The organism is Actinoplanes sp. NPDC048988 (genome assembly GCF_043197815.1).
GTDB lineage: Bacteria > Actinomycetota > Actinomycetes > Mycobacteriales > Micromonosporaceae > Actinoplanes.
In genome coordinates, this window is record NZ_JBICTW010000015.1 from 198341 (window position 1) to 218681 (window position 20341).

The window sequence follows — 20341 nt, forward strand, 5'->3', positions numbered from 1 at the left end:
TATTATTCCTTTCGCGCCGAACGACTTCGCCCTAATTAGCCTTGTGAATGAGTTCAGGACGGACCGGAGGTAGTCCTATGGCTAGCTTTTAGCGCGTGTGCCGGCCCAGTACCTCGACAGAACTTCGAGCCCTGCCCAAGTCCTCCGGCGCGACGGACATCGAGAGATGTCACACCGGGCAACTACTCTGCTGCCGTGAGTCAAAGCCGAAGAAGCATCCCGGAGAGGATCCGGCGCGCGCTCTACGTGCTGAGCAGGGGGCGGTGCTACGCGCCGAACTGTGGTGAGCCGGTCCTGGTCATCGACCGGGATCAAGTCGTGTTCGTGGGCGAGGTCGCGCATATCGTGGCCGCATCGTCCGGTGGCCCGCGGGGCAATGGCAGCCGGACGAATACTGAGGCGTTCGAGAACCTCTTGGTCCTCTGCGGCCGCCATCATGCCATCGTCGACGGCGCAGACACCCGGCAGCACTATCCGCCGGGTGAACTGCGTAAGTGGAAGCACTCCCGGGAAGCGGAGTTCGACGAGCAGACACTCAGAGAGCTCCACGCCATCCGCATGTCCGCGGCCGACCTCAAGTCTCTGTTCGTGCAGTCGTTCAAAGAGATCACAGCCGAGCTGAAAGCCACCGTTGCCCGTCTGGAACAAGCAGGCAAGATCGCCCATGGTGCGGCTGAACTGCTCCAGAGCTCAGCCGACGCGCTGCCGGAGATCGACCACTCAGCGCAGCTGCTGATGTTCTTCGCCGATGTCGTTCCCTCGTTCGACCGCTCCGCGCAGCACTTGGGACTGTTCGTCGACGCCATGCCCGGATTCGAGCACTCCGCAGCGCAGCTCGAGGCACTTTATTGACGCAGCGCCGCAGTTCGAGCACTCGGCCTCCACTCTGGCCGAACACGGCCAAGCGCTTGGCCGCACTGTCGCATCCCTCGAAAGCGTCACCGCGCAACTCGACCTACTCAGGCTCGAGACGGTGGCAGGCCAGCTCGAATCAGCAGTCGACCGGCTGGCCGAACTCAACGAACCGAGCGTCCCGCGGCTACGCCCGAATCCTATCCCCGTGCGCGCATCCACGCCCTCGACTGGACGACACAACCCCAAGCGTCTCGCCAAAGCAGCAGGAATCGCTTTACTGGCTGGCTTCTTGCTGGGGATGATCGTCATGGGGTGGTTTTGGTGGCACCACTCCAGTGGCGCTAAGGAAGACAGGCTTGCGTGCACCGGTCCGAGCCGGCCAGCAAACTTCACCGTCCAGCGACAGGTCGAGGTCAAGGTCTCCGGCACGCCCACGCATTCCCCATCACCCTATGTGTGCGAGACCTGGTACCCCGAGCCGATCGACCGGCCGGAGAAATAGGGCCGGCACACCTACGCGGCCCAAGATTTAGGGAACCAACCGCAGTACCGGACGCTGATGCGCCAAGCCGAGAAGCTCGCGCGTCCGAGCCACTGACCAGCCGAGCTCCTGGGCTAGTGCGTAGTCAGTAAGGCCGGCTTCCCGCACGGCTAGCTCGAACGCCTGGCGCAGCATGATTGGCTGTTCTCCGGGATAGCGGTCGACTGACTCCGTGGCGAAGCCGGTCTCTTGGCGCAGCTGGGCAAGTCGGCGCCATGCGCGGCCGGCGGCCTGATCCGAGAGAAGTCCGACTTCGCGGCAGCGGTACAGCAACGAGTCGATCGAGACCCCCCAAACTCGCTGCAACTCGGCCAGGCGACGAAAGTCAGCGCGAGCCGGCAGCTCAGGCAGGATACTGTCGCGGGGAGTCAAAAACTCGGCCGCGAACGCGTCCGCCTCTCGTTCGTGCTGCGTGTCACCGGGTGCGGTGTCGCCGTGCAGCACCAGGTGTCCAAGCTCGTGGGCGCCGGTGAACCTGTACCGGTAGACGTCATCGGTGCGGTTTGCGGTCAGAACCATGATCGGCCGCAGGTAGGCGATGGAGAACGCGTCGACCTCCCGGTCGGCGTGGTCCGGCGCGGGGGCATCGACGACAAGCCCGCGTGCCTCCAAGTGCCGTACGAGGTGGGGGATAGGGCCCGTTCCCAGTCCCCAGTGAGAACGCAGCGCCCGGGCGGCTTCGGCCGGCGACTGAGGCAGCTCGACGCCGGAATGCATCTCTCCTCCGACGAACCCCGGCAGATCCACCAGCGGCAACTGCACCCGCTTCTCCAACGCAAGCGCGAGCTCACCCACCTGGGTGACGTGGGCGATCGCTTTATCTCGCTGCCACGCGCGAGCCGTACGCAGGCTCCGGAAGTGCGCGCCGGAGGCATCGATACGCGCGTGCGGTCGACCGGCGACGAAGAATGCGATCGGCACGTCGAGTTCGTCAGCGAGCCTGGGCAACAGATCCGGTCGCGGTCTGGTGACACCAGCCTCGTACTGTCCCACCGCTGCCGGCGTCACTCCGACGGCCTCGGCAACCTCCTTCTTCGTCTTACCGGCGAGATGACGCGCCTGGGTTAATCGCGCCGGATCGAACACCTTGGCAACCGCACCCGGTGTCGGAGCAGAGTTCGCGCCGACGCCGGGTAGCAGCGACAGCTGACGGCTACTGGTCCTCTTCATCGACCCTGGGCGTTTCTGGAGTTGGCTCAATGGCCGGCGGGAACGCGTCGCTGTTAGCCCGCTCGATCGGGGGCCGCGTCGTCAGCGGAACACTCGGCATGGCGCCCTCGCCGAACCTGGTCTCGCCTGATGTTTCGCCTGCCGCGCGAGGCTGCGGGACCGAGCCACGCGACTCTGCTGCCGCCGCGGCGATCGGCAGAGGCTCGTAGCAACCGGGTAGCCACCGCAGATGACCGGTGCTGTCGACCAGCTCTCCCTCACCCCACGCCGCATCAATAAGGCCACTGCGCTCGTTGCACGCGAAGGCGACCAAAACCAACTTCGTCTCTGCGGGAACGCGGTCCAACGCCGACCGGAATGCGTCGTCGTCCGGGCTCGGTTCGGGCTCGAAGAGCGGGAAGGTGACTTCCTGATTGGTAGGCTCGGGTCCGAAGCGCTGGAACAGCTCCGTGACCATCGCACTGACTCTGCCGTCCGTGACGCGGGCTTCGCTCAGTGGGGTGGCGCCGTCCTTGGCGTACCGGAACGGATAGAACAAGTTCCCACCGAACAGCACGAGATTGTGGGGCGACCCCGGCGGGCGCACCAGCTCTACATCATCCATGTCCTGCAGGGCCTCGACGAGGCGCTCGTACTTACGCACCGCGAGCGTCCAGCCGAAGGTGTACAGCTTGTCGCTCTTACCCTCCTTATGGGCGTCCTGCGCGTCCGTCACGGTCGAGCGTAACGCCTGGACCACGGCCTCGCGAACCTGCTGAGCGCGCTCACCGAAACGCTCTTGAGCCCAGCCGCTGATCGCACGCTCCACCGTCGCCTCCAGGGTCACTTCACAGACAAACGGCAGCATAACATCAACGCTTTAGTTGATCGCATAATTTCTTCACTCAAGCTTCCGTGGCGAACCGGTCAGTGCGCCTCGCTGCCGATGTGGTCGCGATCGATTGTCCTGATCCCGGTATGAGCTTGGGTGACCGGAGGAAGGCGAACGGGTCCTGCTGCCACCGGTACGTGCACCAACTAGGTTCCTAGGACGGTTTAGCGGGTGTGGTTACGAACTCCGTGCCATAGGCGGGATCGGTGCGGATAGGGCGCCGGATGATCAGCGGCTGCCGCTGTGGCGTCGTCTACTTGAGCTGCATCGAATCAAAGCGCGACTCTGCGACGCTTCGCCGTCGGAAGAAGGCGCTCATTGCGGGGGAGTAGGGGCCCTCCACGAAGAAGGCACCGTATCGTCCCTCCAGCTCGGTCCAGACCTCATCGATGTAGAGGCTGCCGCGTTCGTAGGGGTGTAGCCAGATCCACTTCAGCACCCAGCCGCCGTCTTCGGCCTCGAGGCCCGCGGCGCCGGCAACGATCGCGAACGTCGCGGCGAACCTCTTCGACATGATTAAGACGCCTTCGGAATCAGGGTCGTCCGGATCGAACGGTGCGCTGTCGAAGCGCAGCTCACGCCGGAACTGCATGCCGACCTGCTCCGCGACCTCGCGCTGCTGAGGCGTCACGGCCCGCAGCAGCACGCTTGAGCTCGGCTGCTCCTCGCCGAGTAGAGGAAACATGCGCATGTCGAACCGCGGTGGTATGCCGAAACCCTCGAGTTCGGCGCGGTGCGCGGCTTCCAGATCATCCATGAGGATCGTTCTATCGCATCCTCGCCCCGTCATCGACCCACGAAGATCCCGGCGACGCGGCCTGTCCTGCAGATCCGTCGACTTGACGCCAACCGCTTGGCTGTCAGCTCATGCCCAGAGAGCGGGGATTATACCCACAAGGGTGAATCTGATCGCCTGGTGAGCGCGCCGATCCCCGGTCGGCCGATCAGTCCGGCCACCTGCAAGCACCTGCAGGCACTCTGTTCGCCGGCGGCCCAATCGGGCCCTCGTCCGGCAGCCGCCCTCTGTCTATCCTGCCGTCATGAACAAGAAGCGGCGTCGGTTCACGGTTTCCGCCGAGGTGACAGTCGAGGTCACCGACGAGGCCGCAGTGCGCAAGGCCGCGCTCGACAAGGTCGCGGCCACGACCTTCGACGCCGACGTCGACCGCAGCCCTGAGGATGTCCGGTCGGACGAAAAAGCCGCCATATAAGACGATCTTCGATCGGCCGTGGACTGGATCATCGACCCGGACTCGATCGTCGAGACCGGAGCGGGCGCCGAGGTCACGGGCTCGACCGTGACGGTCGACGATGGCGACGGTGATGGCCGCGAGGACCGCGGCTCTGACGTGTCTACGCTGCCCGACTTCGCCGCGTTGTTCCCCGTCTGCCAGTGCGGAACCGAGGACTGCGACGCCTGCACCGGGTTTCAGATGACGCCCCGATCGGCGGTGATGCTGTGGTCGATGGCCCAGCTGCACTCCGATCACGCCTACACCGACGTCCTGCAGTTCGGTGACACCCCGGTGTCGAGCAAGGACAACACGTGGATGGCCTTCGCCGACTACCCGCGAATCACCTGGAGCCAAGACGCGGTGTGGCGGCGTCAGGCCGCCCGCGCATTCGACGACCTGGCCGCTGACCTGGCTGGCGGTCGCCTTCCGCTGGCGACCTGCCCGGCCGAGGAGATGTCCATGCACCTGATGCTGCGCTCCGCGCAAGCAGCCGCAGCAGACGGCTGGGGCGTTCCCGCGGAGGAACTCGCCCTGCTGCCCGACCATCACGCCGACTACGACTGGGACCTCGCCGTCGACGTGCTGCTGCAAGACGAGGACATCCTGCACCTGTTTAACGAGCAGTTGGACGGCATCGAAGACCCGGAATCGCAAGAGAACCAGCGCTTCCGTATCGGCGACTACCGGCCCGAGGCCTAGTTCAAGCCCTTCCAGAACGCGACGCCACGAGACGGCCGCCGCCCCTTCCGCCGATAGACGCACCGGCTGCCGCGTGAACGCATCGCAGGCCGGGGGGAGCGGGTAACCCTTCCTTCCAACACCCGTCGCCTTTCGTGCCGCTGTGGGTGCATTCGCGGCCACACATAGGCAGAGGATGTCGATATGGTGGCCGTATGAGTGGATCCGGTGACGCCTCATTCGACGACATTCTTGATGAGGTCCGCGCCAGCCGAGTGCCAGCCCGACCTTGCGCAGGACCAACGTCGGCCGACGAACCGCGCCATCCGCGACCTGCCGGCATCGGCATGTCCATGATGGCGCTCTACGCAGCCGACTACCAAGGACGCGAACCCGACGGATCCAGGGCCGATATGGACCTGCGCCCCTTGCTAGACCTCATCGCCGCCCGGTACGCCGGGTGCGAGACCTGTATCGAGCGGCAGACCAGCGCTATCGCAGCAATCCCCGCCCTGCTCACACACCTGGTCGGCGCTGCGCTGTGCACGCTGACAACCCTTACGAACCAGACCTCAGCTCGCTTCCTGCTCGACAGACTGGACCCCGCCGGCGCGGCCATCGCGATCACCTTGCGCTCAGCCGGACTCTCGGCGGCAGTGGACGCGGCCACAGCGCTGTCGGTGGACAACCGACGTTCAGCGATCAGAACCGCCTCCGGCAATTTGCTACCAACGAGCTGGTACGACCATCCCATGAGCAACTTCTACAACGATGGATCCCGAGCACGCGACGGCGACACTGCGATGCTGGAATCCCTACGCCACGACGGCTACCTACTGGCATAGCCCTCTCTGCCCGGGTACGGGTCAAGCCTGCGCCGGTCGCTGGTAGCCCCAGCTCGAGCCGAATCTTGGCCGTGACGTCCGGCAAGTTGCGACCCCGGCCCTGATCCGACTCTAACTGGTGCCTGGCTACCAAGCCCTCCAGAGAAGAACTTGTCCACTGGTCTTACCTGCGACGCTGCCCGAAATCATGGCGTGGACCGAGGCTGTCCAACACGTCCGTGACGTCCGGAGCGAGTCTCGGCTTCGCGATGTAATAGGCCTTGGTCACCTCCTCACTGGCGTGTCCGAGCTGACGCGACGCCTCCTCGGCCTTGCCTGCATCGCCCAAGGCGGTGGCTACGGTCTTGCGGAAGCTATGTGGCGTCACCCAATCAAGTCCTGTCTGTTTGCGTACCTCGCGCCATTGCCGGCCGACGTTGTACGGCGAGAGCCAGGTGTTGTTACGGCTTGTGAAGACCGCGTCGATGCCTGGGCGACCTCGTACCGGGTGCTCGCGGTCGTTGAAGCGCCGCCACAACACATCGACCGCGAAATTTGGCAAGATCACCGTACGGAAGCCTGCGTCGGTTTTCGTGCGATCTTGCCGCAGGAAGCCCCGGCCCTTGATGAAGATGATCGTCCCGCAGATCGTCGCGGTCGGCCGGTCGTCGTCAAGGTCGAGGTCCTGCCACCTCAACGCCAAGACTTCGCCGATGCGGGCGCCGGTAGCGATCAAAAGCTCAACGATGTCGGCCAAGTTGCTGCTACGGCGGGGCCCGGTGCTGCGACGATGCTGCCGGATCTCGATGGCCGCTCGAATCGTGCCGAGTTCGTCCAGCGTGAGCGCGTTGACCGGCCGCCTCACCCGGGGCAACTGCCCGACCTCGCGCACCGGGTTGGCCGCAATGGCGCCGTGCCGCACGGCCATCGACAGCATCTGCTTCAAGACGACCTTGGCATTGCGTGCCTGCGACGGCTTGGCCGGGGCCAGCGCTTTGAGGAACCGGTCCAGCCGGCCCACCGACAGCTCCTCGAGAAGTAGGTCGCCGAACGCAGGCAAAACCGTTTGGCGCAGGCACCCGGTGTAGCGGTCGACGGTCTGCGCGACGACGCGCCCCTGCAGCGTGATCTCCTCGAGCCACAAGTCAGCCAGGCTGCTCACCCGGGTCGTGGCGGTCAGTTCATGCTGGGCGCGATCTCCGAGTTTCGCGATCAGCCTGACCTCGGCCCGCTGCCGGCCGCTCCCGTAGGCCTGCACGACACGAGCCACGTCGTCGGTGTCCCGGAACGTCGCCCACGCCCGCCACTGGCCGGGGCTCTGCTCGACATGATGGATGGGTCCCCAGCTCCCGGCAGGAATGCGTGACCTCGCCATCTATGCCTCGGCGATCGTGCGCCGGGCCGTGACGTTACGCAGGGCGACAGCCAGGACGTCCTGCATCTCGTGCGCGGTCAGCATCCGCGGACCCTCATCGACGATCCTTAGACCGAACCTGCCGCTCGGCGGGTTGAAGAAAACCTCAATGCGCAGCGCCCCGTCGGGCACGTCTTCCTTGATCGTCATCACTTCAGTGTGCCGCGCCGGTAGTCCGCCATCTCGGGCACCGATCAGGCGGGCCGCCGGCACGGTCACCCTCTTGTTCGCGGGATCGGGCGGCTTCGGGATCGCCATGAACGACCGCGAGCAGGACTGTTTCGGCCGACACGTTGCGTAGCTCATCTGCCCGCCGCCCCCTGACGGGGTGATGAGCAAGCCCCGTGTCACGTGCGACCCTTGTCGGGCAGGGCACGCCGTGAGGAGGGCAAGAATGCCGGACAACGAGGCCGAAGATCCGATCGCTGCGATACGCCTGCTGAACACGGCCCTGAATCCGGACGCCGAGACAGCCTCGCACGCGTTGTCGCTGCTCATGCTCGAGCCGCAGACCGAGGCGTACCTCAGCGTCGAAGCAGCCGGCGACGTCCTGGCCTCGACAGACGAGCCTTTCCCATACCTGGTGCCGGGAACGCGCATCTTCGTCAACAGCGCGGTAGCCCGCGACCTGCGCGCTGATGCACTCACAGCCGCAGCCGTATGGGCTGCGAGTGGATCAACGAGCCTGTCGACCGGCGCAGCACTGCTACGCAAAATCCTCGCCACGATCAAACTACTGGACGAGGAATCTCACGACCTGGTCCTCGTCGTGACCAGCGCCAGCGCTCGCCGAGGCGGCCGACCCGCGACGTGGGACGACATCGCCGCCGCCTACGACGGCAACACCAGTGAGCTCCGCGAACGTCTTGGCAAACTCGTGCGCCGCAAAGTCCTCGCCGACCACCCCGACGGGTGGACCGTCACACCATGAACCTGAGCCCGGGCCTCGAGGTGCCGCCGCTGTTCAGGTGCGCCAGCGACACCCCGGATGCGCCGCTGCTCGGATATCACGACGGGATCTCCTCCTGGACGCTTAACGCCGCCGCCGATCCCGACGGCCTGCGGCAGGCCTTTGTCTCCCACCACGAACGCGCCCATCACCAACTGCACGCCGGCTCCGCGTGGGGCACGGCCATGCTGGTCACCGGGCTGGCCGACGAAAACGGCCAGGTCGCGGCCGACCTGTGGCAGGATCTCGCCCGGGCATGCTTGGAGACCCACGAGGCGTACGCGACCTTCGCCGCCGTGGCGCAGGTCCGCGACGGACTCGACGTGCTGGTCGGCAACCTCCGGTACTTGCAATACCTGCGCCGGGCACACGTCATCGCCGACGTCTTCGACAACCAGGTGGCCGACGCGGGCCTGCACCTGATCATGCACTTGCTGATGACCCCGCAAGCCCTGCTCGATCTTGGACCCGACGACCTGCGCCGGCCCGGCACCGTCGAACAACTCATCCGCGATCACGCACCCGACCAGCGCTTCGCCGCCCTACGCCGGCAACTGGCCGACGACGCCCTACGTGACAGCCTGCGCGAACTCATTCCCGCCGAAGACGCCGTCATGGATATCGGTGCCGTCTGCGCCCTCCTCACCGGCGCCGGCATCGACACTCCGGAGCCGGACGCCGTCAGCACCTGGATCACCGGCACGATCGAAGTGCTGCGGCCGATGCATCCCGGCCTGATCGCCGAACCGCTCGGCACCAGCGACCGGCTCACCTCGCTGCTCGACGACCAGCAACGCGAACGCGTGCAGATGCACCACGACGTCCTGCCACTGCGTCAGATCGTCCCGGCCGACGACGGCAGCTTCCCGGTAGCGCAGTTCGCCCGCACCGCACCCGATCTGGGCGCGCACCTGTGGCTGGCCTGGCTGCACCCCGGCTTCCTGCGCCGCCAGTTCGACACAGGCGACCAAGCCCTCGGCGAGAAAAGCAGCCTAGGGCTGCTGGCCTGCGACCGGACCCACGGCGACCCGCACGCGTCCCGGCTCACCTGGCCATCCGTGCCGCCCGGGCCGGCCGCCCATTCCCTTCGCCGCAGCGGTCACCCGGTCACGCCGCTGCTCTTCTCGACCTGGCGATCGCTGGACAGCACACCCGACGGCGTCGACTTCCGCGGCTTCGAGCCGGCGTTCGTCCTCATCGACGGCAACGTCCTCGCGTTTCTACAGAAGACGGTGGCCAGCGACGGTCAGGCGAAGTGGTCGGTGGTCGGCACCTCCGGCGATCGCACCATCGATGTGCTGGCCATCGAGGAACAGCGGGTCAAAGGAGTGATCTCGCTGCTGGTGTGCAGCTCACCCACCGGCAAACTGGTCACCAACTGGATGCGGCAGCACCCGCACACCTTCCAGCACGACACGGGCGCATTCCAGCCGCTGCGGCCGCAGCTGTGGGCCTTGACCAAGCACCTGCTCGGGACGTTCTGGATCTTCGACTTGCACGGCTGGGACCCCACCGAGCAGGACACGCCGCCGGTCAGCCGGTGAGCGTTACTCCGCCGGCCGTTGCGCTTTACCGTCTGCTGTCGTCGCACAGCAGGTGCGACGTGACGCCAACCCCCATACGAGGATCTTGGGATGGCTGAAGGCGTGCCGCTCAAACCGCGGCTGGAACCGGGACACTATCGGGGCCGCTGGTCAGTCCCCGATGAGACGGGGGCCGTTCAGCGTCTCGACGGCGACCTTGATCTGACCGCGGGCCGGCCCCCGACCGTCTCGGCGTCCGGCCGGGTGCCGTTGGCAGCTGAGCAGGGCGACGGGTTCACCACGGCGGCCTTCCCGCAACGTTTTACCCACCCGGTGATTGTGGGGGAGCTGCGTAACGGCCCGACGGTTCTGCTCCTGGACGCGGAGGTCGAGACCTGGCACGACGACCTTGCGTTCATCAATGCTCGGGCGGCCCTGGTCGGCCCTGCCCGGGCCGTACTCGACGTGCCGCCGTTCTTCGACACGATCACGGTCCAGATCACCGGCCTGGACGCCTACGCCGGCGTAGGGCCGATCCGGTCGTTCACCCTTCCCGCATCGGGGCAGAGCTTCTACGAGCACCTCTGGCAGGTCGAGCCGAACCCGGACAGCACGCAGACCTGGGCCGATGACCACGCCGAGCTCACGCTCGATTGGGCCAGCGCGGTCGCTCAGGAGCTGGCGTTCTTCCGTATGGCGTTCAGCCCGGTCGCCATCGTCACCCTTGATGAGCCGCTCGACGTCGACGACTGCCTGACCATGTGGATCGAGCCGCTACGACGGATCATCTCCCTGGCCACCGGACGCGTCGAAGACATCACCTACCTCACCCTGAGCCGCGCCGCCGGCGACGGCGACGGCGAACACGATGAGTTCCAGGTGTACGGCCACAAACTCGACCAGGCGCCGTTCGCCACACGCGACACCGACGTCCGCAAGATCAACGCGGCGTTCCGGGCGACCACCGAGGCCACATCGCCTCTGCAGATGCTGCGCGTCTGGCAACGCTTGCACGACGAGCACCACCCGCTGCTGGAGACCTACGGCGCGTCCATCGTCCTGCCGCGCCAGCACCCCCGCTCTACGTACCTGCTGCTGGTGCAGGCCCTGGAAGGGCTTTTCGGCCACGAGCACCAGACCGAGCACGAGGAAAACGTCGCCGCCTACCAGGCCAAGCGCGACGCGGCGATCGCCGCCCTCGAACAGGTCCCGGACCTGCCGGCGCCCGTCCTCAAGTTCCTGAGGAAGTATTTGATGCGTAAGCCGCACGGCGGCCTCGACCAATGCCTGACGCACATGTTCACCTCGCTGCCCTACGACGTGAGCGAAGAACTCGCGGCGACCACGCTGGTCCAGCAGGTCATCCACGACGCCGGCGAGACCGTCGGGTTACCCGCGGCGCTGCGGGCCGTCCGCAACGATCTCTCCCACGGCACAAAGGGCTACCCCACGATGGATCTGTATGCCGTCGTGCAGATCCTCGATCGGGTGGCCCGCGCCCACATGCTGCGAGTCCTCGGCTGCGGAACCGATGCACAGCTTAAAGCCGCCCGTGGAGATCGCCCGTGATTCGGTCGTCCACGGGGGCCGGGCCGCTGGCCGACACCGCCGAGCGGCCGCCCGCTTCTCAGCCTGTAACTCCTGCACCTGTTTCAACCGGTGCCCCGTCGAGCGAGTCACCCGAACGGATGGCATCTGCCCACCAAGGCACACGTCGGTACGGCGTAGGCCGAGCAGCTCACCCAGTCGCATCCCGGTCCCGAGTGCCGCCACGACCAGACCGCGCATTGCCGGCACGCAACACTCGATCAGCCGCCGCGCCTGAGCTCCGGTCAGCAGGCACACCCGGCACGGCGCCGGCCGTGGCAGACCGTCCAGGATCGATGGCTACGTCTCTCAGAGCACTCGCATTCAGTTACGAATCTTCTTCCGGTACGCGGGGATGGCGCCGACCAGGTCACCCGGGGACCCCTCGCCAGGCGCTGTCGTCGCGTGCGCGCAACACATTAGGATGCTCCACGCCGAGCACACCCGCCCGTCGTCGTGACCCGTCCTGAAGGGCTCGCCTGATCGCGGTAAACACGCCCGGCGCGAACTCCGCGGATTCCGAGCTGATCATGGTCAGGAATTGTGAGGACACCATCCGGGGCCGGTCGCCGTGCCGCTCGCCGGATCGGGGACGGTCGATCAGACCCGGATTTGCTCTCTGTGGCGGAACGGAAACCGTCGTTGGGAGACAGTAGGTTTCGGTCATGGATGCCTTGGAGCCTTCCTCTGCAGCCGCTGGTCCGGCGAACCGGAACTCGGGTGGTGCCCGGTTTCCTCGAGGAACGCTGCTACGAGACGCGTATCCCCAGCTGCTTCCGCGGATCCATCCGTCGCGAAACGCGGAGGTGGACCTCAAGACCCTGACCGCAGGCAGCGGACGCAAACTGTGGTGGTGCTGTTCTGAGGGCGAGGATCACGTGTGGCGGGCGGTCGTGTCGAACATGACTCGGCCGAACAGCCGCTGTCCCTTCTGCGTGAATCAGCGGGTATCGGTGACGAACTCACTCGCCGATCGATACCCGGACGTGGCCGCGCAGTGGCATCCGACCGCGAACCAAGGGCGCCGCCCTGATCAGGTGGTGTACGGCAGCAACGAGCGCGCCTGGTGGCAGTGCCCCGTCGATCGACGGCATCAGTGGGAAACACAGATCTTCCAGCGCACGACGGACGCCACCAAGTGTCCCTACCGCACGAACAAGAAGGCGTCGGCCACAAACAACCTCGCGGTGCTGTACCCGCGTGTCGCCCGGCAATGGCATCCGCATCGCAACGGCATCCTGACGCCGGCAACCGTCCCAGCGGGCAGCGGCTCGATCGTCTGGTGGGCGTGTCCGGCCGGCCCCGACCACGAATGGCAAGTGCGGGTCGTGCAACGCACCACCGGCGGATCTGGCTGCCCGTTCTGCGAGAACCAGCGAGTGTCGGTGACCAACTCCCTCGCCACGTTGTTTCCCGAGGTCGCCGCCCAGTTCGACGTCGAACTCAACAAGGGCCTGACGGCGGCGGAGGTGATCGCAGGGAGTAACAAGCCACGGTGGTGGCGATGCCTGGCCGGCCCCGATCATGTGTGGAAGGTCCAGCCCAAGGACCGGACCGCCCGAGGCGGAACCGGCTGCCCGGCGTGCAAGGGCCGTCGAGTATCGGTGACCAACTCGCTCGCGACGCTGTTCCCGGAAGTCGCCGCCCAATGGCACCCCGCGCGTAACGGCGACAAAACACCGCAGGACGTGACCGCGTACAGCAACACGCCCGTCTGGTGGCAATGCCTGCAGGACCCGAGCCACGAGTGGAAGGTCGGCCCGAACACCCGCAACGGGGCGGGGACCGGCTGCCCCTACTGCACGAACCGTCGCGTATCTGCGACCAACAATCTGGCCGTGATGAACCCTGCGCTGGCCGCGGAGTTCGACCCGGCCTTCAACGGTGGACGCCGGCCCGAGCGGATCGTCGCCACCAGCACCTTCCGCGCGAAGTGGCGGTGCCCGACAGCACCGGATCACGTGTGGGAGCTGCCGGTTGCTGCGCGGATGACCCGCGACGCCGGCTGCCCGGCCTGCCACGGTCGGCAGCTGTCGGTGACTAACTGCCTCGCGACCCGGCGCTCGGACCTCGCCGCTCAATGGCATCCCACCCGCAACGGCCAGCTGACGCCACACGACGTGATCGCCGACAGCAGCACGACCCTGGTTTGGTGGAAATGCGCACAGGGACCAGATCACGAGTGGTCGACAATGGCTTACCAGCGGACGGTTATCGGCACCGGCTGCCCCGCCTGCCACGGTCGGCAGCTGTCGGTGACTAACTGCCTCGCGACCCGGCGCCCGGACCTCGCCGCTCAATGGCATCCCACCCGCAACGGCCAGCTGACGCCCGATCTCGTAGTGGCCGGCAGCGCGATCTCGGTCTGGTGGCAATGTCCTGCAGGCCCGGACCACGAGTGGTCCGCGACGCTCGACAAGAGAACAGGGCGCGAATCGACCGGCTGCCCCGCCTGCGCGGGTGTTCAAGTATCGGTGACCAACTCGCTGGCCACGCGTTCACCGTTGATCGCCGTCCAACTCGACCCGCTGCTCAACGACGGCCTGACCCCTGATCGGATCGTCAACGGCAGCGAGGACAAGCTGTGGTGGCGATGTCCTCAAGGACCAGACCACACCTGGCCGGCGGTCGTGTCCAGCCGTACTCGAGCCGGCAACGGCTGCCCGTGCTGCGCAGGCCAGCGACTCTCACAGACCAACTCCCTCGCCACCCGATTCCCGGAAATCGCGGCGGAACTCGACCCCGACCTCAACGAGGGAGTAACCGCCGATCAGCTAACCGCCGGCACACACAAACCGATCGAATGGCGCTGTAGCAACAACCCGACACACACATGGACGACTAAGGTGTCGAACCGGACCGCCGGCGACACCAACTGCCCGGCCTGCGCGGTCACCGGGTACAACCCGGCCAAACCAGCAGTCCTCTATCTCCTGCGCCGCGAGTTCGACGGACGCGAACAGCGCAAGATCGGCATCACGAACGTGCCCAAGGCCCGGCTGGTCAAGCTACGGCGATACGGATGGCAACCAATCGAAGTGTCACCACCCCTGGACGGAACGGTGGCTCGCCAGCGCGAGCAGACCTTCCTCGCCGTGCTTGTCTCCCATGGCCTGCGCAGCGGCCGCACCCGGACCCTCACCAACAGGGAGGACGGGTACACCGAGACGTGGGATCAGGCAGATCTGCCGGTCACCTCCCTGGCAGACATCGCCGCGCTGTCGGCTGTGGTGCAGCCTGCAGCACCATGAAAGCAGTCCTTGCCCACCTTGCCAGCGGACGAGGCGGCGGCATTCACCGCCGCGGCGGTGCAGCCGGCCCACGGTGGTCACGGTCGTCTTCGACGAGTTCGGCGGGCGGTTCGCCGGTGCCGGACCGGTGTTTGAACAGCGGGTCGCTGTCCGGGTCCCACCGCTCCACCCGCTCGTTCCAGTTGTCGCGCAGGTCGAATCGTTGCCAGATCTCGCGGACCGCTCTCGCGAAAAGCGTCCCGGCCACCACGGCCGCCGGCCCGGCACCGAAACCGCTGGTCAGGCGTCGGTCCCGCCGGCGCGGTCCGACGATCGCGACTGCTAGCGGGCCGGCGACCACAGCGAGGACGGCCCCGGCGACGCCGAACGGGGTCAGCAACATCGCGCGCGGTAGCACCCGCCTAGCCTCGCCGCGTACGGCTTGCCGAATCGCGGGCACCAGCTGCGTCTCGAAACGGCTGACCGGCTGTCCGACGTGCGCGCAGTACGCGGCGTGGACTTGCAGCAGCCGCAACATCAGATGCGTTACCGGTTCGGCCAACAGCCGCCGATGCTGCGATTCGGCGACGGTCACCACGATGAAATACAGCATCGCGAACCCGGCTAGCAGCACGACGACCTTTAGCATCGTCACCGACACCCACACGCTGTCCCAGAACAGCTTCAGGTAGTGGTCGCTGCCCGCCTGACCAATCCACTTCTCCCCGGTCGCGCGGGTGACCAGAACCACGCCAAGCAACACCAGGAACCCCGCCAGCAGCACCCCGACCCAGAACGCCTGGGCGAGCTGCCGGCCGACCAGCGCCAGGGTCAAGTTGAGGACCTGCTGGCTGGTCAGCCGCGGAGCCTGTCGGTCATGGGCGCCGACCGGCGCACCTTGCGCAGTGTTCTGCGGCCACGGGATGACTTGGCTGCCGGCGGCGACGTCGGCGGCGACCTGGTCGATGACTTCCCGGGTGCGGGCGACGCCAGTCAACACGGCAATGAGCAGGAACACCCCGCAGGCGGTCAACAGCCGGGACCCGTCGATCCCGGCGGCGACTTGCCACACATCAGGGTTGAGGAAGAAGAACAAGGTCAGCAGGATTAACACCGGCGTGATCGCCAGCGGACGGGCCATCCCCGAAGCGGTAATCTCGGCGAGGTCGCCGAACGCCAGCCGCACCAGCCGGAACCCGCCGACGGCGGTCACCGCGTAGGCGGACAGAATGACCCCGGCGCAGACTAACGCCAGGACCGCCCACACCTTCACCGCGTAGCCGACGGCGCCCAGCCATCCGCCCGCCGGTGAGGCGGTGATCACGCGGACCACGACGACCGTCACCGGCCAACCGGCCACGCTCAGATAGGCGGTGGCCTGCGCGGCCTTCGGACGACGAGTGATCAGCGCGGTCACGCCCAGGAACACCGCGGCGTACAGTGCAGCTCCGGCGGCGAACAGGTACGCGCTGGGCGGATCGAACACCGCGTAGGCAGGCCACCAGCCTGCCACCGCGCAGAACAGCAGGAACGGGATCGTGCGCGGGAGCACGTCCGTGGTCATGCTCCAGCCGCGAACCAGCGACGGCAACCCCTCGTCGTGAAAGATCCGCTCGATGCGGGCCCGGTCGAACCCCGCGTCTGTCGCGCTCACCAGACAGGCCTCTCGCGTGCTCGTCGACGTCGGACTACATTGCATCGCCTGCCCGACGTCGGGCGCCACCCGACGCGCGGTACTCGACCGGATCGATATCCGGCCAGTGGCCGGGGCAGCGGTTCAGCCGCCTCTGTCGCGCCCGGATCGCCGGGATCATCGGGTCGCTTAAGGGCTCAGGTTTCCGGCCTGTCACGGCGCCGCATGCATCCGCGCCGGCGGTGGAGTCAGGTCAGCAGCTCCAGTCGCCCCAACGCCACACTTTCCAGGTGGAGCGCGGCCGGCCGTGGTAGGCGCAGCCGCCGCCGCAGATGCTGCCGGAACTGCCGCCACGCGACGACGACTCCTCTACGGGTGCTGGACGTAACACAGCCCGGTCCGGCCGGATCCGGGCTCATCCGTCGGTGGTTTACCGATCGCGTCAGTCAGGCTGCTGCGAGCATACGAGCGGGCACCAGCAGCATCATCCGGGCCGAGTAGGTGGCTGTTCCACTGCTCGGTGTAGTAGTCATGGGCACGGCCGACGTCGGCTTGCATCTCTTGCGGGGTCAGCGTCCGCTGGCACTCATCCACGATCCGCAGACCAAACCTGCCGGTAGGGGGTTAAGGAACACCTCGATGCGCAGTGCCCCGTCGGGCTCATCGTGCTTGATCGTCATCGTTTCAGTGTGCCGTGAAAGTCTGCCCCCGAGCAGCGCCGGCGGGTTCACCGGCCGTCGTGAGCCTAGAAGTTGCCTTCGGCGTCTCGCAGTCGTGCCGTCCGGACGTTAAGTGACTCGCCTTGCGTAGTCTGATAGCCCATAATCGTGCTGGTTCTGTTGATGGGAGTGTTCGTGCTGATTTTTGATCAATCGACACGTGTAGATTACGCGCCGAGGAAACCAAACGAGGCCGAATACGGCTTCCTCAATCGTTCGGCAGGAGCAGTTTTTGCAGAAACCCGCGATCTGCTCCAAGAGTGGGCAGACCGGTATCCCGCCTCGGGCCAACACTCGCTAATCAAGAGCATGCAATCTCCAGACGATCACGACTTCGAGTCGGCTTTTTGGGAGCTCTATCTGCACGAAGCTTACCGCCGCGCCGGGTATCAACTTACCGTGCACCCGGAGGTACCGGACTCCTCGAAGCACCCTGACTTCCTTGTAGAAAACGGTGAGCGTCGCTTCTACTTGGAAGCGGTGCGGGCCAATGTGTCGGCAGAAAAGCTCGCCGAGAAGCGGCGTCTAGGCGAGGTGCACACTGTGCTCGAGGATCTGCCCGCAGACAAATTCAAGCTCCGCTTCTCCTATGACGCGATTGGCTTACAGCCGTTAGCCACTACCAAGCTAAGAGCCCAACTAATGCAATGGCTCGCATCTCTCGACCCCGGCGAAGTTATTGCCGCATACACCGCAAACCCTATGTATCCGTCTCTTCCGTGCCGTCGATTCGTAGCCGATGGTTGGATCCTGGAATTCACAGCCTTACCGCTCGGCCTCGAGTCAGCTGGCAAAGGTGGTCGACTAGTTGGCGTGTTCGGTAGAAAGCGCGCTTCAGGGGTGGACAACGTCAGCCCGCTCAAACGAGCAGTTGACCAAAAAGCCAAGCGGTATGGGATTCTTGACGCCCCGCTTGTTGTAGCAGTCCTGGCCAATACTGAATATCCGACAAGAGACTATCAAATTCAGGAAGCGCTATACGGCGTATCCGCACTGCCGCCTAGAGAGGCGTCTAGAAACCCGTCTGATTTGTATCAGGATGGGCATTGGCTTACCCGCAAAGGTTGGCGGCGCGGACACGCTCCTCAGGTAATTACCGCCTGCGACCTTAAGCCGTGGTTCGTTGCCAGAGTCCAGCCCCGTCTATGGGGGACCCTCGAATCCGAGGTTGAGATTCCTTCGCAACCGCCGTTCTTGGCGCGGGTCAAAGTTGACGGCCCCGACCCTGCCGTCATGCCGGCTCAGCCAATGAGCGAAGTCTTCGGGCTGGCATACGGCGGAGGAAGTGGCGAAGCATTTAGGTGAAGCAGAGTCGACATGGTGCCGCGCCGGCGACGACGGCATCATCGACGCGCTGACGACCACGGACGTGATGACCTTCGCCGACAACGCCTACCAAGGCGCCCGCGGCAGCATCCGGACCCCGCTCAGACGCCATCGCTACCGGCCCAGGCTGTCGGCCCGGCAGAAGGCCGTCGACCGAGCACGTGCCCGAATCTGGGCTCAGGGCGAACTCGCCAACGCCACTCTCAAGACCGGGAATGTCCTGGCAACGCTGCGCTGCTATCCCCGCCGAGCCACCGCGGTCGTGCAGGCCATCCTCGTCCTACATCACGTGGAGAACCCGACCTTCCGGAGATGAAAGGGACTCACTGCTTAATTAACTTGTAATGCGACATTGCGGTCACTTTTTGGCGAAGAGTGGGTTCACCATCGATCTCATTTCAAGCGCTCGATCGCGGAATGGCGTTAGCCTCGGAACTGGCATACGGAGGTGCTGATGACCGTTGCGCTTGCCGCCGCGCTGCAGCTGCGCTACCTAGAGACTGGCGATCTCGCACACCTCGACGCGGCGATCGCGCACAGCCGAGCCGACTTGGCAGACTGCGAAACTGGTAGTGCGACGGAGGCGGTGCACCTATCCCGGCTATGTAACGCGCTGCGGATGCACTTCGAGCACCTCGGCCGTGACGGGGACTTGGATGAGGCTATCGAGGCTGGCCGCGGAGCCCTAGAGATGACGCCGGACGGACATCGCCAACGAGCTCAGCGGCTGTCGAATCTCGGCTTCGCACTGCGCCTACGCTACGAGCGCTTGGGCCGGCCCGCCGACATCGAGGAAGCTGTCGAACTTGGCGAGCAGGCGGTTGCCGTAGCCGACGAAGACGACCCCGACTTTGCCCAGATGCTGTCGAACCTGGCGGTGGCTCGGAGGGTCGGGTACGAGGTCAGCGCCGACCCGGCCGACCTGGCAAGGGCTGTCGAGGCCGGCACACACTGCCTGCGCAATACCGCTCTTGACGCGTATGAACGCCGGGGCATGCTCAACAACCTTGGGCTCGCGTACCTCGAGACATTCGAGGTGGCCCATGACCGGGCTGACCTGGTCCGGGCCGGTTCGCTGCTGCGCGAAGCGCTCATGGCTACCCCGGACGAGGATCCGGACTGGCCGATGTACGCACTCAATCTATCTGTCCTGATGAGAACAGTGGCCACCGAACTACATGCACCAGCTGCTGCCGATCAGGCGATCGAGCTGGCCGAAATGGCCCGGCAGCGTTTGCCGGCCGAGCACCGAGAGCGCGCCGGCACGCTGTCTGAGCTCGGCCGGGCTCACTGGATTCGGGCCGTTCACCACGACGATCGCGCCGAGCGCCGTCTCGCCGTTTCCTACCGTAGGGCGGCGGCGCGTGACCGTGTCGCATCCTCAACTAGCCGCGCACTCGCCGCTATCGCATGGGGCGACTGGTCCCGTGCAGACGACGATCTTCCGGAGGCGATTGCCGGCATGTCAGTCGCGATCGAGCTGCTCACGTTGGTTGCCTGGCACGGTCTGGACGCCAGCACCCAACACCGGCATCTGAGCCGGTGGCAAGGACTGGCCGCAAGCGCTGCAGCGACTTGCCTCCAAGCACACGAGCTGGCGCGGGCGGTCGCACTGCTGGAGCAGGGCCGCACCGTGCTCTGGAATCAGGCATTGGATCGGCGCGCCGACGTCGAAGCGCTGCGCAGTGCGCAACCCGCGGTCGCCGCCCGCCTCGCTGAGATTCGGGATGCCCTCGACGCTGATCGTCGGCGCGAGACACGCGTCCGGCTTTCCGCCCAGCTGTGA

17 protein-coding genes and 1 pseudogene are annotated in these 20341 nt (G+C 65.9%); 12 read left to right on the top strand and 6 right to left on the bottom strand.

The annotated features are described in order from the left end of the window. Window positions 1-195 precede the first annotated feature (195 nt). Window positions 196-852 carry a hypothetical protein gene (locus tag ACGFJ7_RS35550; RefSeq protein ID WP_392646293.1) on the top strand — a complete coding sequence of 219 codons (657 nt, stop codon included), beginning with the start codon at window positions 196-198 and terminating at the stop codon, window positions 850-852. Between the two features lie 121 nt (window positions 853-973). Further along, on the top strand, window positions 974-1357 hold the full coding sequence (locus ACGFJ7_RS35555) for a hypothetical protein (RefSeq protein ID WP_392646295.1): 384 nt from the start codon (window positions 974-976) through the stop codon (window positions 1355-1357). Between the two features lie 27 nt (window positions 1358-1384). Here ACGFJ7_RS35555 and ACGFJ7_RS35560 read toward each other — a convergent pair whose 3' ends face one another. The 3 genes from ACGFJ7_RS35560 to ACGFJ7_RS35570 form a co-directional block, all read right to left on the bottom strand. After that, a complete protein-coding gene (locus tag ACGFJ7_RS35560; protein ID WP_392646297.1) occupies window positions 1385-2482 on the bottom strand; it encodes a helix-turn-helix domain-containing protein in 1098 nt (365 codons plus the stop codon). A 67-nt stretch (window positions 2483-2549) separates the two neighbouring features. After that, window positions 2550-3413: a hypothetical protein gene (locus tag ACGFJ7_RS35565; RefSeq protein WP_392646299.1), complete on the bottom strand. Its 864-nt coding sequence runs from the start codon at window positions 3411-3413 to the stop codon at window positions 2550-2552. Between the two features lie 277 nt (window positions 3414-3690). Continuing rightward, window positions 3691-4194 carry a hypothetical protein gene (locus ACGFJ7_RS35570; RefSeq protein ID WP_392646301.1) on the bottom strand — a complete coding sequence of 168 codons (504 nt, stop codon included), beginning with the start codon at window positions 4192-4194 and terminating at the stop codon, window positions 3691-3693. A 283-nt stretch (window positions 4195-4477) separates the two neighbouring features. Between ACGFJ7_RS35570 and ACGFJ7_RS35575 the strand changes: the two genes are divergently transcribed. The 3 genes from ACGFJ7_RS35575 (at window position 4478) to ACGFJ7_RS35585 (ending at window position 6195) form a co-directional block, all read left to right on the top strand. Next, window positions 4478-4648 (top strand): hypothetical protein, encoded by a 171-nt coding sequence (locus tag ACGFJ7_RS35575; RefSeq protein WP_392646303.1) that lies wholly within the window; start codon window positions 4478-4480, stop codon window positions 4646-4648. Between the two features lie 18 nt (window positions 4649-4666). Then, entirely contained in the window at window positions 4667-5371 is a 705-nt protein-coding gene (locus ACGFJ7_RS35580; protein ID WP_392646305.1) for a hypothetical protein, read from the top strand. Between the two features lie 194 nt (window positions 5372-5565). Then, window positions 5566-6195 carry a hypothetical protein gene (locus ACGFJ7_RS35585; protein WP_392646307.1) on the top strand — a complete coding sequence of 210 codons (630 nt, stop codon included), beginning with the start codon at window positions 5566-5568 and terminating at the stop codon, window positions 6193-6195. A 163-nt stretch (window positions 6196-6358) separates the two neighbouring features. Here ACGFJ7_RS35585 and ACGFJ7_RS35590 read toward each other — a convergent pair whose 3' ends face one another. Both ACGFJ7_RS35590 and ACGFJ7_RS35595 read right to left on the bottom strand, forming a co-directional pair. Further along, complete coding sequence (locus tag ACGFJ7_RS35590) at window positions 6359-7549, bottom strand: tyrosine-type recombinase/integrase (protein ID WP_392646309.1); 1191 nt, start codon at window positions 7547-7549, stop codon at window positions 6359-6361. Continuing rightward, window positions 7550-7846, bottom strand: coding sequence for a hypothetical protein (locus ACGFJ7_RS35595; RefSeq protein ID WP_392646311.1), 297 nt, complete (start codon window positions 7844-7846; stop codon window positions 7550-7552). A 136-nt stretch (window positions 7847-7982) separates the two neighbouring features. Here ACGFJ7_RS35595 and ACGFJ7_RS35600 point away from each other — a divergent pair, with 136 nt between their 5' ends. The 4 genes from ACGFJ7_RS35600 to ACGFJ7_RS35615 all read left to right on the top strand — a co-directional run bounded on the left by ACGFJ7_RS35600 (window position 7983) and on the right by ACGFJ7_RS35615 (window position 14898). Then, window positions 7983-8519: a hypothetical protein gene (locus tag ACGFJ7_RS35600; protein WP_392646313.1), complete on the top strand. Its 537-nt coding sequence runs from the start codon at window positions 7983-7985 to the stop codon at window positions 8517-8519. Beyond that, window positions 8516-10081 (top strand): hypothetical protein, encoded by a 1566-nt coding sequence (locus tag ACGFJ7_RS35605; RefSeq protein WP_392646315.1) that lies wholly within the window; start codon window positions 8516-8518, stop codon window positions 10079-10081. Before ACGFJ7_RS35600 ends, ACGFJ7_RS35605 begins: the two co-directional genes overlap by 4 nt. 90 nt (window positions 10082-10171) lie before the next feature. Further along, on the top strand, window positions 10172-11629 hold the full coding sequence (locus ACGFJ7_RS35610) for a hypothetical protein (RefSeq protein ID WP_392646317.1): 1458 nt from the start codon (window positions 10172-10174) through the stop codon (window positions 11627-11629). 683 nt (window positions 11630-12312) lie between these two features. Further along, window positions 12313-14898 (top strand): zinc-ribbon domain-containing protein, encoded by a 2586-nt coding sequence (locus tag ACGFJ7_RS35615; RefSeq protein ID WP_392646319.1) that lies wholly within the window; start codon window positions 12313-12315, stop codon window positions 14896-14898. Window positions 14899-14941: 43 nt separating this feature from the next. Here ACGFJ7_RS35615 and ACGFJ7_RS35620 read toward each other — a convergent pair whose 3' ends face one another. Further along, window positions 14942-16600, bottom strand: coding sequence for a hypothetical protein (locus ACGFJ7_RS35620; RefSeq protein WP_392646321.1), 1659 nt, complete (start codon window positions 16598-16600; stop codon window positions 14942-14944). 737 nt (window positions 16601-17337) lie between these two features. Here ACGFJ7_RS35620 and ACGFJ7_RS35625 point away from each other — a divergent pair. The 3 genes and pseudogenes from ACGFJ7_RS35625 to ACGFJ7_RS35635 all read left to right on the top strand — a co-directional run bounded on the left by ACGFJ7_RS35625 (window position 17338) and on the right by ACGFJ7_RS35635 (window position 20341). Beyond that, window positions 17338-18534, top strand: coding sequence for a hypothetical protein (locus ACGFJ7_RS35625; RefSeq protein WP_392646323.1), 1197 nt, complete (start codon window positions 17338-17340; stop codon window positions 18532-18534). Between the two features lie 34 nt (window positions 18535-18568). Then, a pseudogene (locus ACGFJ7_RS35630) lies at window positions 18569-18871 on the top strand (IS5/IS1182 family transposase); the annotation flags it as partial. A gap of 138 nt (window positions 18872-19009) precedes the next feature. Beyond that, the gene (locus ACGFJ7_RS35635) at window positions 19010-20341 is read left to right on the top strand and encodes a hypothetical protein (RefSeq protein WP_392646325.1); all 1332 of its coding nucleotides are present in this window, start codon (window positions 19010-19012) and stop codon (window positions 20339-20341) included.